The 17,652-nt window shown below is 53.3% G+C and carries 11 protein-coding genes; 9 read left to right on the top strand and 2 right to left on the bottom strand.

The features are described 5' to 3' along the window. The first annotated feature begins 89 nt into the window (after positions 1 to 89). Positions 90 to 353 (top strand): YgaP family membrane protein, encoded by a 264-nt coding sequence (locus AADEFJLK_RS08050; protein ID WP_103973901.1) that lies wholly within the window; start codon positions 90 to 92, stop codon positions 351 to 353. Positions 354 to 397: 44 nt separating this feature from the next. On the opposite strand, the gene AADEFJLK_RS08045 is transcribed toward AADEFJLK_RS08050, so the two are convergent. Then, entirely contained in the window at positions 398 to 835 is a 438-nt protein-coding gene (locus tag AADEFJLK_RS08045; protein WP_103973900.1) for an FxsA family protein, read from the bottom strand. A 452-nt stretch (positions 836 to 1,287) separates the two neighbouring features. Between AADEFJLK_RS08045 and cutA the strand changes: the two genes are divergently transcribed. The 8 genes from cutA to AADEFJLK_RS08000 all read left to right on the top strand — a co-directional run bounded on the left by cutA (position 1,288) and on the right by AADEFJLK_RS08000 (position 17,224). Next, on the top strand, positions 1,288 to 1,617 hold the full coding sequence (gene cutA, locus AADEFJLK_RS08040; protein ID WP_088618232.1) for a divalent-cation tolerance protein CutA: 330 nt from the start codon (positions 1,288 to 1,290) through the stop codon (positions 1,615 to 1,617). Continuing rightward, positions 1,596 to 3,836: a protein-disulfide reductase DsbD gene (locus tag AADEFJLK_RS08035; protein ID WP_103973899.1), complete on the top strand. Its 2,241-nt coding sequence runs from the start codon at positions 1,596 to 1,598 to the stop codon at positions 3,834 to 3,836. Before cutA ends, AADEFJLK_RS08035 begins: the two co-directional genes overlap by 22 nt. Next, the gene (locus AADEFJLK_RS08030; protein WP_103973898.1) at positions 3,833 to 4,357 is read left to right on the top strand and encodes a TlpA family protein disulfide reductase; all 525 of its coding nucleotides are present in this window, start codon (positions 3,833 to 3,835) and stop codon (positions 4,355 to 4,357) included. Before AADEFJLK_RS08035 ends, AADEFJLK_RS08030 begins: the two co-directional genes overlap by 4 nt. Before the next feature lie 260 nt (positions 4,358 to 4,617). Continuing rightward, positions 4,618 to 5,364 (top strand): fatty acid desaturase CarF family protein, encoded by a 747-nt coding sequence (locus tag AADEFJLK_RS08025; protein WP_157678983.1) that lies wholly within the window; start codon positions 4,618 to 4,620, stop codon positions 5,362 to 5,364. Between the two features lie 916 nt (positions 5,365 to 6,280). Further along, positions 6,281 to 13,870 (top strand): type I polyketide synthase, encoded by a 7,590-nt coding sequence (locus AADEFJLK_RS08015; RefSeq protein ID WP_103973896.1) that lies wholly within the window; start codon positions 6,281 to 6,283, stop codon positions 13,868 to 13,870. Positions 13,871 to 13,872: 2 nt separating this feature from the next. Continuing rightward, positions 13,873 to 15,198 carry an aminotransferase class I/II-fold pyridoxal phosphate-dependent enzyme gene (locus AADEFJLK_RS08010; protein WP_103973895.1) on the top strand — a complete coding sequence of 442 codons (1,326 nt, stop codon included), beginning with the start codon at positions 13,873 to 13,875 and terminating at the stop codon, positions 15,196 to 15,198. Further along, on the top strand, positions 15,195 to 16,466 hold the full coding sequence (locus AADEFJLK_RS08005; RefSeq protein WP_088618238.1) for a capsule biosynthesis protein: 1,272 nt from the start codon (positions 15,195 to 15,197) through the stop codon (positions 16,464 to 16,466). Before AADEFJLK_RS08010 ends, AADEFJLK_RS08005 begins: the two co-directional genes overlap by 4 nt. Next, positions 16,463 to 17,224 carry an SDR family NAD(P)-dependent oxidoreductase gene (locus AADEFJLK_RS08000; protein WP_088618239.1) on the top strand — a complete coding sequence of 254 codons (762 nt, stop codon included), beginning with the start codon at positions 16,463 to 16,465 and terminating at the stop codon, positions 17,222 to 17,224. The genes AADEFJLK_RS08005 and AADEFJLK_RS08000 overlap by 4 nt, the downstream gene beginning before the upstream one ends. 239 nt (positions 17,225 to 17,463) lie before the next feature. Here the strand turns inward: AADEFJLK_RS08000 and AADEFJLK_RS07995 are convergent. Continuing rightward, positions 17,464 to 17,652, bottom strand: a 189-nt coding sequence (locus AADEFJLK_RS07995) for a hypothetical protein (protein WP_146054537.1), incomplete at its 5' end; no start/stop codon positions are given.

The following is a 17,652-nucleotide window of genomic DNA, read 5'->3' as shown; positions in this document are numbered from 1 at the left end:
GGGAGCTGTGTATATTTGATCCGGCTCTTATGAGCCATAACCTATTGCTGGCAATAGAAATAACAACTACATAGAGAGAGGATTTTCAGATGAGTTTTGATTTTAAACGTATGCTCAAATTTGAACACAACGTCGGTGAAAAAGAGAAAAAATACCGTTTATACGCAGGCGCAGGCTTGCTCGTTGTGTCCGTATTCACCGCCCAAATTGCTTTATTGTTAGTTGGCTTAGTGTTGGTCGGCACAGGTTTTAGCGGTTTTTGCCCTGCTTATGCGGGTATGGGTAAAAGCACTTGCGACGCTGCCGCCAGCGAAGCCAGCACTCCAGCCACCGATGACAGCGCCGCCAGCTAAACCTTAGTTAAACAAGAACTACAGGGAAGTAGTTCTTTTGGGTTTTAGTCTTCTTTACGGAACTCACCTTCCAAGGCATCGCGTTCGGGCGTTTGGCCTTGACCGTATCCCCCTACCGCTTGCAAGAGATGGTTTTCTAAAACATATTGGGCAATGCGTCGGCGCAAGGCCGGCACCAAACAGGCAAAACCCAGTATGTCGGTCAGAAAGCCCGGCGTTAACAGCAATGCGCCACCCAATAAGATAATCGGCCCCTCAATCATCTCATAAGCCGGCATTTCGCCTTTTGCCAAACTGGCCTGAAAGCGTTGAAAAGTCGCCAAGCCTTGCCGTTTTAATAGCCACGCGCCCAGCATGGCGGTGAACACGACCAGAAAAATGGTCGGAAACGCCCCGATCAGGCCGCCCACTTGCAATAACAGGTAAATTTCTATAAACGGTACGGTCAGCACCACCAGAAACAGTATTTGGATGATTTTCATTGCAGGCTCCTTGGGCCAGACGTTATCTTTAAATCTGAGGTTCAAATTAAAATAAATGGTTCAGATCGCGGGTAACAAATAAGTTATTATATTTAATTAATACAACAAGTTGCAACGAAAATCCGTCTCCCTCCCCTGATGGGGAGGGTGGGGTGGGGAGAATCCAAATAAGACTTTTTTCATTAAACAAATTAAAAAACAGCCTGCTTACAATCTCTGAGCTATATGTATAAGCTATTGATTTTATTCTCCCCACCCCAGCCCTCCCCATCAGGGGAGGGAGCCGCCTTACTCTACAGGCTTGTGTTTTTAACAAATCCCCCACCCTATTCAGGACGGGTTTTATGAAAACGTGAACATCGGGTTAAATGCTCTTAACCCGACAATATAAGGGTAATCTGGGTGAAATTCTAGGATAATATTGCTCTGCCCGTTTTTAGTGAGATGCCGTCATGCCAACTAACGTTGAACTTATCCTTTGCACCTGTCCCGATAAGGCCACCGCGAAAAAGCTTGCCCACTTATTGGTCAGCAAAAAACTCGCGGCCTGCGTGAACATTATTCCAGGAATCACCTCTGTCTACAGTTGGGAGGAGCAAATCGAATCGGTAACGGAGCAGTTGCTGCTGATTAAAACCAGTATCGGCCATTACGCAGCGATTGAAACCTTACTCTTTAAATATCATCCTTACGAGCTTCCTGAAATCATCGCGGTACCGATAGAACGCGGTTTACCTGAATATTTGGACTGGATCACCACATGCCTTTCTACAAAACAATAATTTTCTGCTGGCTGGCGATAGTCGGCCAAGCCGCTTTTGCACTCGACGACGACACCCTACTCCCCCCTGCCCAAGCCTTTAAGCTCAGCGCCCAAGCCCTCAGCGACCAACAGTTGCAACTGACGTGGGAGATTGCCGACGGCTATTCGGTATACCGCAATAATATGCGCCTGAAATCGCAAACCGCCGCAGTGACCTTGGGCGAGGGCGTGTATCCTGACGGGCTGATCAAGCATGATGAATTTTTGGGCGATATTGAGCACTACCACCACCAGCTTCAGGTGGCCGTACCGCTCAACAACCCCAACCACGCGCCGAGTTTGGAGCTGTTTGTGCAATACCAAGCGTGTGCCGACCGGGGCGTGTGTTACCCGCCGCAAAAGCAGACCTTAACCGTCAACTTGCCCCCAGCGCCAGCCGCCAGTACGGCCAGCGCCACCCCGGCTACCAACCCCTTGGCGCGTTGGGTAAAGGGTTTTTCCGGTTTCCAAGCCGCCGCCGAGCTGTTGCCGCCCGAACAGGCCTTCCAGTTTTCGGCGACGGTTAAAGATGCCCAAACGGTGCAAGTCAATTGGACGATTGCCGAAGGCTATTATTTATACCGCGAAAAAGTCCAATTGGCGCTGACCCAGACTGACGGCAGCCAATTGGGCGCGTATAGCATCCCCAACGGTACGCCACAACACGATGAAGCCTTTGGGCAAGTGCAAATTTTCCATAACACACTGGCGTTTAACGTCCCGCTAAACCGTGCGGGTACGGCGGCCACCACCATCAGCCTAGAGGCGAAATACCAAGGCTGCGCCGACCGGGGCGTGTGTTATCCGCCGATGAGCAAAACCATCAGCTTAGCCTTACCTGCCGCCACCGCCGCCCCGGCTAACCCAAGCCTTACGCCTGCATCTTTATCGGAACAGGATGCCATTGCCCAAAGTCTGCACCAAGACAGCACGCTGGCGACGCTGGCAAGCTTTTTTGGCTTTGGCCTACTGCTGGCCTTCACTCCGTGTATTTTCCCGATGATACCTATCTTATCGGGCATTATTATCGGCCACGGCAACCGCATCAGCACTTTCCGGGCTTTTTTGTTGTCTCTGAGCTATGTGCTGGCTTCAGCGGTGATGTATACGTTGTTTGGGGTACTGGCCGCCCTGTTCGGGCAAAATTTGCAAACGACGTTCCAGCAACCGTGGATTATTGTCTTGTTTAGTGCCGTATTTGTGGTGCTGTCTTTGTCCATGTTCGGCTTTTACCATTTAGAATTGCCCAAGGCCTTACAGGCGCGGCTGCATAATTCCAGCGAACGCCATCGTGACGGCTCCTTATGGGGCGCGGCGATTATGGGGGCGTTATCGTCGCTGATCGTCGGCCCTTGCGTCGCCGCCCCTTTGGCAGGGGCGCTGATTTTTATCAGCCAGACCGGCAATGCCCTGTTAGGCGGGGCGGCGCTGTTTGTTATGGGGCTGGGTATGGGCGTGCCGTTATTGGTTTTGGGGGCTTCGGCACGGCATTTATTGCCGAAAGCGGGCGATTGGCTGAACACCACCAAAGTGGTGTTCGGCGTGATTATGCTGGCGGTGGCGGTGTGGATGCTCAGCCGGGTTTTGTCCCCGGCCATCAGCATGACCTTGTGGGCGATGCTGTTGATCCTACCCTCGGTTTATCTGAGCGCATTGGAACCCTTGCCGCCGGACTGTTCAGGCTGGCGTAAATTCTCGAAAGGCTTAGGCGTATTGATGTTGGCTTATGGCTTATTGCTGCTGATAGGGGTCAGCATGGGCAACAGCAATCCTTTAAAACCGTTGCAAGGCTTGGCGGCTATCCCTACAGGCACGGCACAAGCCGCCGAGACCGGGCTGAGCGTCAGCAAAGTGGCGACGCTGGCCGAATTGGAAGCCAAAATCCAGCAAGCCGCCGCCCAACACCAAACGGTGATGCTGGATTTTTATGCCGACTGGTGCATTTCCTGTAAAGAAATGGAGGCTTATACCTTTACCGATGCTAGAGTCAAAACGGCGTTGGCGAAATTTGTCGTGCTGCAAGCCGATGTCACCGCCAATAATGCCGATGACCAAGCCCTATTGGCCCGCTTCAAGTTGGTGGGCCCACCCGCTATCCTGTTTTTCGGCCAAGACCGCCAAGAACAGGCGGCGCAACGGGTGGTCGGTTATCAAGATGCCGATACCTTCCTAAAAACCTTAGCGGCGTTGCAACCATGAAAAATACCGGATTGATTTTACTGGCGGCTGTGTTCGCTTTAGCCGCCGGCATTCTCACCAAGCATCTGCTGACCTCGCTGGCCAACACCGAACCGACACCCATGCCAGCCTTCACTTTGTCGGATCTGGCGGGCAAAACTCACAGCAGCGCTGAATGGCAAGGCAAAATCCTCGTCGTCAATTTCTGGGCGACCTGGTGCCCGCCCTGCCGTAAAGAAATACCCACCTTTGTCGCCTTACAAAACCAATGGGCCAGCCAAGGGGTGGTCTTTTTAGGCATCGCTATTGATGAAGCGAAAGCGGTGAAAAATTTTCATGAGGACATGGCTATCAATTATCCGTTATTGCTGGCCGAAACCACCGGGGCAGCGCTGGCCCGTGAATTCGGCGACGCAATGGAGGCCGTGCCTTACACCGTAATTGTCAACCAACAAGGGCAAATCATCTATAGAAAACCGGGTGAAGTCTCTAAAGACGACCTAATATTCCAAATTACCCCATTGCTTACACCCCAAAAATAGCTTATAAATAGGCGATAATTGGCTTTGAAGATGCCTACCATTTACAAAGAGGCGATCATGTTCCATAGCCGTTTTTGGGGCTGAGCGCGGTGTTGCGGTAGGCCACGCCGGATTGCCGCGTGGTTGAAAAATTCCGTGCAGGCAAGCTGGGCAACCCAAGATAGCACCAGCCTACTTGGACAGCGGACACGCATTTTTACAGGCAGGGTGGCCAAAACGTCCGTTGCAGCGGCTTAACTCCCCTAATGACAAGGCACTCCATGCAGCCATTTTACGCTAAACTGACCTCCTGGCTTATTCTCAGCTATTTCTTGGCATTGATAGCAGGCTTTTACCTTATCCAGTGGCAGCAGTTTTCAGCCTTATCCTTTCTTGCCGTGCTTTATGTGTCGTTATTTATCGCCGACTTTATCGGCGGTCTGGCACATTTGTTTATCGACTACCAGCCGTTAAATTACGCCAAACACTATGACGAGTTGTACTTTTATCCAGGCGACAGAAACACGCCGGATTTTGCCGATAAAAAACGGCAAATTGTCGAAAACTCCAGCCGATTGGATATGTCGGTTTACCATTTTAAAGTGCATCACCGCAATGTCTCGCCCTATCTGAACCGACGCTATGCCAGTTTTTTTTATGAAACGGTTGTGCCCTCAGCCATGTTGCTGATCACGGCGCTGGTACTGGCTACCCGTAGCGAACAAAATGCCCTCAGCGTTTATTTAGCCTTCGCTTTGCTCATCATTTCAGTGGGCGTATTGCACACCAATCATGTCCACAGTTGGGTTCATGGTTCAAAAACCATGCCGTGGGGCGTGGCGGCAATTAAAGTGTTGCAAAAAATGCGTCTGATGTATTCCATGGAAACCCACGCGCGACATCACAGCCAAGGTGAAAGTGGCTTTTGCTTTCTTATCGGACACGCCAATTTCATCGTCGACCCCCTTTGTCGCTTGCTGTTGCAATGGCATATCATCCACAAGCGGCACTGGCATGGACAACCATAGCTTGTCAGCGCTCAGTTTCCGGCGGGTAGGGGCGCAAGTTTCCAAGCTTTAGCGATAAGCCAGCAATTTTGTTGCTTAATTAAATAGAATAACCCGCTTTAAAAGGCAAGCGCTATCCAAAAAACGTTATCCTGTACGCTGTATAATGGTCAAGTAAAGCCGCTTGGTGATTAAGGGGTAAAATAGGGTTACCAGATCTTGTCGCCCTGAAAAATACTATGACGGACAAGAAGAAGGCAAAGAAATGGCTTGAAAAATATCGTGTCCTTCGTGTCTAATGACATTTAACTATGGGTTCCATAGCAGCGGGCTTAATTAATAATTAAGCTTCGTATGTTAGTCTGTACCTTTGGGTCAGCAAAATGCACAAATGTCTGCCTATAAAATGGATGATATTGATGATTAAAATAAACCTTTTTTATTTAAGGATGATGCCGATTAGGTTTTAGCCTCTGTATCTGTTGGTCACGTTTAAAAATGACGGTGGGGAATCTTATTGGCAAAGGTTGTAGGGCAGTACATTTCGTCAATGCACTCGACTGTTTGTGTTTAACACAGTAAACTGCCTACGCCACGTTAAGCAATAGAAACACTGGTCTTATTATTGCTAGAATAATGATACCTCCACTCTTTTAACCCATAGAATACCCACAACCGTCACGGCTGTACCCATTTAAAATTTACATCATAAGCCAAAATCGCCAAGTCAAGGTTTTTTGGAGCTTTTTTATGGTGCATAGTTACCTTGTCATGAAAAACAAACCCCTATATATTGCCTTTGAGTTTTTATCTCCACTCAGTTTTGGCTATGACGCAAAAATAATGCGGACACTAACTGATAGCGATGCTGATGTATCCGATCGCCTGTTCCGCTCTATTCATTCACCCACCTTAGCGATAGGACAAACACTTTAGAATGAATAACCGTGTTGCACTGATAGCTTATTCTGTACGCTTTCCCGGCACAGACACCCGACGCTTCTGGGGCGATCTGCTGGCCAATAAAGACATGGTCACCCATGTCGATGCCTTACGTTGGGCGCAAGAGCGCTTTTTGCACCCCGATAAACGCCATCCTGGCAGCAGCTATAGCTTTGCGGCAGGGAGTTTGGGTGACATATCCGGCTTTGATGCCGCATTTTTTGGCATTTCCCCGCGCGAAGCGGCGTTTATGGACCCCCAGCAACGGCTGTTATTGGAATTGGCGTGGGAAACGCTGGAAAATGCCGGGATAGCCCCGGCCTCTTTGCGCGGTAGCCAATGTGGCGTTTATATCGGCATTTCCAATGTCGATTATTCCTACCGCATGGCGGACGACTTGGCGGCTATTGAAGCGTCGGCGGCGACGGGCATGATCCCCAGTATCGCGTCGAACCGGATCTCCTACGTTTTTGATTTGCATGGCCCGAGCATTTCTATGGATACGGCCTGCTCTTCTTCGTTGGTGGCTTTCCATCAGGCTTGCCAAGCTATCCGGTCGGGAGAAATCAGTGAAGCCTTAGCGGGCGGCATTAACCTGCACTTGCACCCTTATGCGTTTATCACCTTTTCTAAAGCCACCATGCTGTCCAAAACAGGCCGTTGCCATGTCTTTGATGCGTCCGGTGACGGTTATGTGCGTTCGGAAGGCGGCGGACTGTTTTTCTTAAAAAATTATGAGCAGGCTTTGGCGGATGGCGATCCGATCCTGGCGGTGGTGGCGGGCAACGGGGTCAATACGGATGGCCATAAATCCGGCCTGACCATCCCCAATCCCCATGCCCAAGCCGCGTTGATGGGCTCAGTTTATGCGCAAGCAGGCATTGACCCTAACCATATTGATTACTTTGAGGCACACGGTACGGGAACGGCAGTGGGCGATCCTATCGAAACCCATGCCATTGGCTTGGCCTTAGGGCAAAAACGCCGGAAACCGCTGTTAATTGGCTCGGTGAAAAGTAATCTGGGGCATTTGGAGTCGGCCTCAGGCGTGGCGGGCTTGGCGAAAGCCTTAAACTGTCTGCACCACCGGGCGGTGCCGGCGACCATCGGCATCAAGAGTGTCAATCCGAACATTAAGCTGGCAGACTGGAACCTAAAAATCGTCACCGCCCCCCGGTCTTTAAAAAGCCAAGGCGGCTTGACCATCGGCGTTAATTCCTTTGGCTTTGGCGGCGCGAATGCCCATGTCATTTTACAGACCCCACCCACCCGACGGCTGAAAAAAGCCCGAACCCCCGTGCCGCCCGCGCAGACCGTGCCACTGCTGTTAACGGCCAAAGACCCGACGGCCTTACAAGAGCTGGCGACGGCACTGGCAGATTTTGCCGCCGGGCATCCTGGCTTGGCACTGTATGATTTGGCGTATAACACCTTTTTCCAGCGCGAACGCCATGCCCACGGCTTGGTGGTGTTCAGCGCGACAGCGGACGATGCCGCCATCCAACTTAAGCAGTTCGCCGCCCAAACTACGCCGCCCGACAAAACCCAGCCCACCACCTTACGCGCCTATACCGGCCCGCATCTGCCCCAAGCCCAAGGCTTGGCGTTTGTCTATTCGGGTAACGGTTGCCAATGGCAAAACATGGGCAAACAATTGTTGGCGCAATCGGCCACCTTCCGCCGGGCAGTGGCGCAAGTCGACGCGCTGTTCCAAACCTACGCCGATTTTTCTTTAGCCGATGAATTGGCGGGCCGCAACGGTAAAGGCCGTTACCAACGCACGGAAATAGCCCAGCCCGCCTTATTTGCCCTGCAAGTGGGCGTTACTGAGGTCTTGCGCGAACACGGTTGCGAGCCGATGGCAGTCATCGGACATAGTGTCGGTGAAGTCGCCGCCGCGTGGGCGTGTGGGGCATTGTCGTTAGCTGCCGCCGTACAGGTGATTTTTTACCGTAGCCACCATCAAGGCCGAACCCAAGGCTCAGGCGGTATGACCGCCGTCGGCATGAATGCCGAGGCGATGCGCCAATGGCTGACCGCCAACGGTCTGGATGAAGTCTATCTGGCGGGCATTAACAGCCACCGGGGCGTCACCTTGGCCGGGGCAGTCGGACAATTGGCCCGTATGGAAAGCCTGTTAAGCGCTGCGCAGATTTTTTTCAAGCGCTTAGATTTAGACTACGCTTTCCACAGCCCGGCAATGGACCCTATTGAGGCGGGGGTACGCGAAGATTTGGCGGGGCTTACCGTCAACCGCCCCATCCTACCTTTTTACTCTTCAGTAACCGGAAAGTGCCTGCTCGATGAAAAACTCGACGGGGCTTACTGGTGGCACAATATCCGCGAACCCGTGCAGTTTGCCAGCGCCACCAACGCCCTCTTAGCGGCTGGCTGTAACACCTTTGTGGAGATTGGCGCCCATCCGGTACTCCAAGCTTATTTGAATGACGGCCTGAAAAACGGTAACTATACCGGGCTGGTCATCCCGACCCTGACGCGTAATAACGATACCTTTGCCCAATTATTGCAGAGTACCGCGCAATTAATGTTATCAGGTGCCGCATTCGACTACAAACGCTGGTTCCCGGTCGCAGGGCAGCACCTGCTGTTACCCAATTATCCTTGGCAACGGGAAACGCTTTGGCACCCCATTACAGCGGAATCGCACGGCCTACTGTATCAAAGTACCCTGCATCCTTTGCTGGGCCACGCCTTAAAACAACACGCGCTGATTTGGGAAAACCAACTGGACACCCAGTTGCAGGCCTTTTTGGCCGACCACAATGTCGGCGGCGCGGTGGTCTTTCCTGGTGCTGGTTTTGCCGAATTGGCCTTGGCGGCGGCACATTTAAGCCACGCCACGGATTTTATTGATATTGAAGAATTAGAAATCCGTGCCCCTTTATTACTCAGCCATGACCACAGCAAAGTTATCCGCTTGGCTTTAACGGCTGACGGTAGCTTTACCATCCAAAGCCGTGACCACAACAAGCCCTCAGAGTGGCTACAACATAGCTTAGGACGGGTGTTAAGCGACCCGACCGGCCAGCACTTGCAAGTGCCGATGCCTAGCCTGCCGGAACGCGCCGCCGATTTTGACGGGGCTAGCCATGCCCAATTAACCCGCGCTGTCGGGCTGGATTATGGCCCGACCTTTCAGGCCATCGCCGAAGGTTGGCTGGATGGTGACAGCGCCATCGCGCGGCTGACCCCTGCCGCCGCCCTTAGCGTAGGGCTGGGAGCGTATTATCTGCACCCTGCCTTGCTGGATAATGCTTTCCAGTTAATTTTCCAAGTCCTGAAAGACGAACTGCACCAACATCGGGATATTGCTTTTGTCCCCGTTAAAATGGGCAGGCTGCATGTCCGTAGCACAAAAGCTACGCCACTTTGGGCCCACGCCCGTTTACTGCATCGTGGGGCACATTCTTTAAAGGCCGAATTCACGCTGTTCGATGCGCAAGGCGAGGCCGTTGCCGTACTGAAAGACGTGCGCTTCCGGGCGATCCGCCTGCATAAGGCGCACACCCAAGCCTTACAGTATCTGGATTACCATTTGACTGCCGCCCCACTGGGTACCGCAGAGCCTTTAGCGGTGGCCTTTACCTTAGCTAACGGCCAGCTCAGCCCTGCGTATCAAACGGCGGCACTGCGCTACAGCACGGAAGTGGAACCGTTACTGGACAGCTTATGCCAGCAATTTATCGCCGAAACCTTAAACGCTATGGCGGACGGGCAAGGTTTATTAAGCCCCGTTGGGTTGGCGGCACATCACCAAAGCCATCCCGAAACGGCTCCGCTGTTAGCGGCCTTACTGGCGGTCGCCGCCGACCAACAACTTATCTTAGCGACGGCTGACGGCGGCTGGGAGCTTAACCGCGAAGCCGGACAATTAGAGGTTCCCGCTAGCGCAATCTGGCACACCTTGGTGCAAGACTATCCAGATTACTTCTATCTGACCCATCTGGCCGGACGTGCCGGAATGCACTTGCGCAGTTTGCTGGACGGTACACGCCAAGCCAGCCAACTGGGTATCGAAGCGGCGTTATATACGGCGATCAACCAGCATGTTTTTGCCTACACCAGCAAAGGCCCGGTGGCTTCGGAATTTGTTCAGCAGTATCAGCAGCTTATCGCCAATTTACCGGCGGGGCAACGCCTTAAAGTCTTGGAAATCAGTGCGCATAGTCCGGCGTTTGCCCCCTTGCTATGTCCGCAATGGGATTTTAACCAAGCCGATTACACCGTCGCCAGCATTGGTGACACGGCTTTTACCGCTACCCGCCATCTTTGCGAAAGTTACCCTTTATTGCATAGCCTACGCTGGTCGGAAACTGCCGAAGACAATCGGCAAGCCTTGGCAAAACCCGCCAATTTTGCCATTGTCCATCTGAATGCCGGACAGACCGAAATCACCCAACAAGTTTTAGGGCAATTAAGCGCGTTGCTGGTGCCTGGGAGTCCAGTTTGGATTATCGGCCTGCAACCGGCCCGCTGGATTGATGCCGTGCTGGGCTTGGCTTCCGACTGGTGGCTGGGCAATGCCGAAACCGGTTACTTGTCACCGCAACTCAGTGCCGAAATGGTCAGTAAGCAACTGGAGACCTTAGGTTTTGGTGCAACCGATTGCTTTGAGCTGATGCCCGATTGCTATTCCGGCACTTATATCCTGACCACCCATACCGCCCTTGCCAAGCCTGCGGATGCCACCCAAAACCGCCAAACTTGGCTATTACTGGCGGATACCCAAGAGCCGGAATACAGCCGCGCCCAAGCGTTGGCCATTGCCTTGCGCAACTTAGGCCAGCAAGTCGCTATTGCCGCCCCCCAGCAAGACGGTTTCGCCGCCGTTTTGGCGCAGGCCTACACACATATCGTCCATTTGGCCGGTTTTGGGCAAACACAAGCCAGTTACCAAACCCAACGCTGTTGGTTGGCCAGCGATATTGTCCGCGCCTGTGAAAACACCGCCGCCAATACGACGGTCTGGTTGCTCACGTCACAAGTGGCGGGCTTGTTCACCTGCGACCAAGCTATCACTGGCATCACTGCCGACAGCATCGCCCATGATGCCGCCTTATGGGGTTTCGGGCGCTGCCTAATGAACGAAAGCAGCCAATACCGTATACAGTTAGTAGACCTTAATGGTGACAGTCCCGCCCTTTTAACGGCGCTTACCAAAGAATTGCTCTATCCCGATGATGAGCAAGAAATCGTGTTGACTGCACAGGGTGGGCGGTTTGCCACGCGTTTGCGCAGTTGGGACAAACTCACCGCTGGCCGCAGCACCCCTAAAGCCACCGCTGACGCGACGGCTCCGACCGTGCGTTTAGGCTTTAAATTACCCGGCCAATTACGCAATCTGCACTGGCAAACGGTGCCGACCCGCACCCTAGCAGCCGATGAAATTGAAATCGAAGTAAAAGCCACCGGCCTTAATTTCCGTGATGTCATGTATACCCTAGGGCTATTGTCGGACGAGGCGGTTGAAAACGGCTTTGTCGGCCCAACCTTAGGCTTGGAATTTGCCGGACGGGTCAGCCGCATTGGGGCAGGCGTGAGCGCTTATCAGCCGGGCGACCGGGTGGTGGGCATGGGGCCTGCCTGTTTCAGCAATCGGGTGGTGACCCAAGCCAATGCCATTACCTTAATCCCTGATGGCATCGGTTACGCGGCCGCCGCCACGATACCCAGCACTTTTTTCACCGTCTATTACGCCCTACACCATCAGGCTCGCCTGCAAGCGGGCGAAAAAGTCCTGATCCACGGGGCGGCGGGCGGGGTAGGCATTGCCGCCATCCAAATCGCCCAATGGTTGGGGGCTGAAGTCTATGCTACGGTAGGCACTGAAGAAAAATGCGACTTTTTGCGGTTGCTGGGCATCAAGCATATTTATGATTCCCGCTCCTTACGCTTTGCCGAAGATATTCTTGCGCAGACGGGCGGACACGGTGTCGATGTGGTATTGAATTCATTGGCGGGTGAAGCCATTAACCGTAATTTCCAGGTCTTAAAACCCTTTGGGCGGTTTTTGGAATTGGGCAAACGCGATTTCTACGAAAACACCCACATCGGCTTACGTCCTTTCCGTAATAATATCAGCTACTTCGGCATAGATGCCGACCAACTGATGCAAGTTCGGCCAGAATTGACGCAACGCCTGTTTGCGGAAATGATGGGGCTGTTTCATGACGGCATCCTGCACCCTTTGCCGTACACCACCTTCGATGCCAACCAAGTGGTCGATGCTTTCCGCTATATGCAGCAGGCCAAACAAATCGGCAAGATTGTCGTCACTTATGAACAGGGCATTCCTGACAAAACCGACCCGATACAGGCCGACACCGTGCCGCCCGTGCATTTTAGCGCCGACAACTGTTATTTTGTCACAGGAGGATTAGGGGGTTTCGGGTTAAGATCTGCCCAATGGTTAGTGGCCCACGGTGCCAAACATCTAATCTTAGTCAGCCGGAGCGGCCCGGCTTCCCCAGAAGCCCAAGCTGCCCTAGCAGAATTTGCCGCCCAAGGGGTCGCCGTCCATGCTGCCGCTGTCGATGTGACCGATAAAGCCGCCGTCGCCGGGCTCTTAGCACAATGCCGGACAACCATGCCACCGCTAGCGGGTATTATCCATGCGGCGGCCGTTATTGAGGATGGTTTCGCAAAAAACCTCAATGCTGAGCAACTGCATAAGGTGATGGCGCCCAAAATTGACGGGGCATTGCATTTGCATGAACTGACTGCGACGCTGCCACTGGATTTCTTTGTGCTGTATTCATCGGTGACCACGCTGTTCGGCAATCCGGGGCAAAGCCATTATGTCGCCGCCAACAGTTGGTTGGAAGCCTTAGCGGTGCATCGGCGGCAACGAGGCTTAGCCGCCACCTGCATTGCTTGGGGTGCGATTGATGACGTGGGCTTTTTGGCCCGTAACCCGAAAATTAAGGAAGCCTTGCAAAACCGTTTAGGCGGTCCTGCCCTCGCTTCCGAACTGGCCTTGGCACAACTGGGGCAACTGCTCCAGAACGATAGCGGCACTTTAGGGATTATGGCTTATGACTGGCATCATCTGAGCAGTTTTTTACCGAGTGCCCCGTCACCCAAATTTCGGGAATTGGCACTCCAAGCACCCGGCAAGGAACACCACGACGATTCTGCTGCCGACCTAAAGCGTCTGGTCGAGGAGTTGCCCGACGAAGCCTTAAAAACGCTGTTCGCCGATATGTTAAAAGAAGAATTGGCGCAGATTTTGCTGATAAGTAAGGACAAAATTGATGCCAACCATTCCATGTACGACATGGGACTGGATTCTTTAATGGGCGTGGAACTGATGATCGCTATCGAAGCCCGCTTTAAGGTGCAGATTCCGGTCATGGCCTTAAGCGAGGCCTCCAGTATCAACAAGCTGGCCGAACGCTTAATCGCCCATTTGCGCGGCGATACGGATGTGGCCGCTAACGGCGACGGGCTCCAAGCGCAGATCCATAGTGTAGCACAACAGCACGACTCGGCACTGACGGCAGAACAGTTAGTGCAGCTGACCAACGATATAGAAACTAACGGTACTAGCAGGATACTCACTTAACTATGACTGGCAAAAGTCTTTCGGGACACCTTAAAGATAAGCTCATTCAGCAAGCCCTTGAGCATAAGCTGAAACAGCTTGAGAAAAGCCCATCAGGCCTTAATCCGTTAGCAAAACATGCGGATATTCCTGAGGCGTGGTGCCGTTTTGACCAGCAGGCCGGTTATAAACAAATCCAGCTCATTTATAAAGGCAGCACACAACTGGGGGTGGGCAACCCATTTTTCCGTCTGCATGAAGGGGTAGCCGGCGCCACCACACAAATCGGCGGGCAAACCTATATCAACTATGCCAGCTACAATTATCTGGGACTGTCCGGCGACCCTAGAGTCTCGCAAGCCGCCAAAGACGCGGTTGACCAATACGGCACATCGGTATCGGCCAGCCGCTTGGTGTCCGGCGAACGGCCCGTGCATCGGCAACTGGAAACCGCCATCGCCCAAACTTACGGTGTTGATGATGCGGTGGTGATGGTCAGTGGCCACGCCACCAATGTCACCACCATCGGTTACCTGTTCGGGACTAATGACCTGATTGTCCATGATGAGCTGATCCACAACAGCTCATTAATCGGGGCGCAATTGTCGGGGGCTAAACGCCTGTCTTTCCCGCATAACGATTATGCGGCCTTGGACAGGCTCTTACAGGAAAATCGCCGCCAGTACGAACGGGTGCTGATTATTTTGGAAGGCCTGTACAGCATGGACGGCGACTATCCTGATTTACCCGAATTTATTGCCGTCAAATGCAAGCACAAGGCGTTTTTGATGGTGGATGAGGCCCATTCGCTGGGGGTTATGGGTAATAGCGGCTTAGGTATCCGTGACCATTTCGGCATTGACGGTAAAGAAGTCGATATTTGGATGGGGACGCTCAGTAAAACGCTGGCCGGGTGTGGCGGCTTTATCGCTGGCGAATCGGCACTGGTCGAACATCTGAAGTTTCTGGCACCCGGTTTTTTATACAGCGTCGGAATGCCCGCGCAAGTTGCCGCCCCTACTTTGGCCGCCCTGCACATCCTTAAGCAGGAGCCGGAACGGGTGCGGCGCTTACAACAGCTCTCCGCCTATTTCTTGGCGCAAGCCCAACGCTTAGGGATGGATACCGGGCAAAGCCAAGGCATAGCGATTATTGCTGCCCTAACCGGCAGTTCGCTCAGTGCCGTACGCATGTCCGAGGCCCTCTTCCAAAAAGGCATTAACGTCCAACCCATCTTATATCCTGCGGTATCGGAAAAAAGTGCGCGGCTGCGGTTTTTCATTTCCTGCGAACATACCGAAGCGCAAATCGACCAAACCCTTCAAGCTTACCGTGAGGAAATGCCATGATCTTCATTAAGGCACAAATACACAGGCAAACGGCAGCCAATACGGGCAAACGCTCGTTTTTACTCCTGCAAGGCCCGTGTTCGCCCTTGTTTGCCAAGTTGGCCGACCATTTGCATTCCCTAGGCCATGCCGTCCATAAAGTCAATTTTACCGCGGGTGATATGTTGTACTGGACACCGCGTAAAGCCACGCTGTTCCAAAACGAGCTTAAGTATTTGCCCGACACGCTGGAGACCATCAGAAAAAAATACGCCATTACCGACCAAATCTTGTTTGGCGACTGCCGCCCCATCCATTTGGCGGCAAAACAGCACGCGCGGCAGCACGGCATCCGCACCCATGTGTTTGAAGAAGGCTATTTTCGCCCTTACTGGATGACGCTTGAGCGCGAAGGTGTGAACGGTTATTCTATGTTGCCTAGGGACCCTGATTGGTTTAGGCACACCGCCAGCTACATACCCGCCCCGGTTGAGACCGAAACCTTCCATTCGCCTTTTCGGGTGCGGGCCGGGCATGATGTCATGTACCATATCGCCGGCTTCAGCAACCCGTTCTTGTTCCGGCATTATAAAAGCCATGCCCCTGATCCCGTACCGCTGGAATATGCCGGTTATGTTAACCGCTTCGTCAGGCTGCATCTGACGCGTAAACAAGATAGCGAAGACATCAACCACCTGCTGCGCAAAAAAATCCCCTTCTATCTGCTGCCCCTACAACTGAACAGCGACTCACAAATACAAGTGCATTCAACGTTTACCAATATGGTCGAAGTCATTGATCTGGTCATGCGCTCATTTGCCGCCCACGCCCCAACCCAGTCTTGGCTAGTGATTAAAACCCACCCCTTAGATGCCGGCCTGCTCAATTACGGGAAAATTATCGAAAAGTTGGCGCAAAAACTCGACTTAAGCGGACGCATCTTGTTTTTGCAGTCGGGCCACCTCAATACATTGGTCGCCAGTGCGCGGGGCTTGGTAACGGTCAACAGCACCGCAGGCGGCTTGGCATTGGAGTTGGACTGCCCGACCATCACCCTGAATAACCCCATTTATAATCTACGCGGCCTGACCTTCCAAGGCCCCTTGGATGCATTTTGGACGAATAACGAGAAACCCGACCAAGAACTATTCCGCTGTTTCCGCAACACCGTCATTTACACCACCCAAGTGAACGGCAGCTTGTACAGCAAGCCGGGCATTGATCTGGCGGTGAAAAACGCCACGCGCTTCCTCAATGGCGAGAAATCGCCACTTGAAGCCTTATTATGAGGCCGGACAGCCAGACCATCCTTATCACTGGGGCGACTGGGGCGATTGGCGGGGCACTGGCCCGGCATTATGCCGCCTCCGGCCACCACTTGATTTTACAAGGCCGCAATAGCGCCGCCCTAGCCGCTTTGGCGCACACTTGCACCGAAGCGGGGGCCCACGTCACCACCCATAATTTGGATTTGCGCGACATCGCAGCCTTACAAGCTTGGCTGGCGAGCCTGCCCTGTCCTGATTTGGTATTGGCTAACGCGGGTGTCAACATCAGCCAAGGCGAGAACCGCCAAGGCGAATCGTGGGCGGAGATGGAAAGCTTGTTAGATGTGAACATCAAAGCCAACTTGGCGCTCGTCCATGCCCTAGCCCCGGCCATGCGCCAACGCCGCAGCGGCCAAATTGCCCTTATCAGCTCCCTGGCCGCGTATTATGGCCTGCCCGTCACGCCCAGCTATTGCGCCAGTAAAGCCGCGCTGAAAGCGTATGGTGAAGGGATGCGCGGCTGGCTACAGGCCGATAATGTGCAACTGAGCGTGGTCATGCCCGGTTATACCCAATCGCCGATGGCCGACGCAATGGCCGGCCCAAAGCCTTTCATGCGCAGCCCCGAACAAGCCGCACGGCTCATCGCCAAAGGCCTGGCCCGCAACCAAGGCCGCATCAGCTTCCCTTTCCCACTAAATTTCGGCACTTGGTGGCTGGCGGTATTGCCTGCCGCATGGTCCCAGCGTTTGGTGGTTTGGATGGGTTATGGGGGATAAAAGCCAAGGCGAACTTGCGAAGTCCGCCCTGAGCTTATAAGTAGGTGTGCGTATATTCTTTTAACATTTGTGAATTCAACCCCAGCCCTCTCGGCAACCGCTGCTTGCGTTGCTCTACCTCCTGTGGGTATTTACACCCCTGAGGGTGTGCATCCGTGCGCCCTTCGCAGATCCCTGTTGAACAAGTGAAAGTCAGGGGAAAAAGCCCCTTACCCTGTTGAGCGGTTACTTACATCGCCTTATTGTCCGTCAAACGCCCTGATGCTGGCCAGAATCCCCGCGACATCCAAGCCGCACAAGGCCAGCAATTCCTCGCGGGTGCCCTGTTCGACGAAGCTGTCGGGCAGGCCGAGGTTGAGGACGGGCTTGAGCTGTTTGCGCGCTTGCAGGAGCAGGTTGACGGCGCTGCCCGCGCCGCCGGACAGGAC

This window comes from Methylovulum psychrotolerans, assembly GCF_002923755.1.
Taxonomy (GTDB): Bacteria; Pseudomonadota; Gammaproteobacteria; order Methylococcales; family Methylomonadaceae; genus Methylovulum; species Methylovulum psychrotolerans.
Note: the sequence above shows the minus strand (reverse complement) of the source record. Positions and strands in the feature narration are given on the sequence as shown.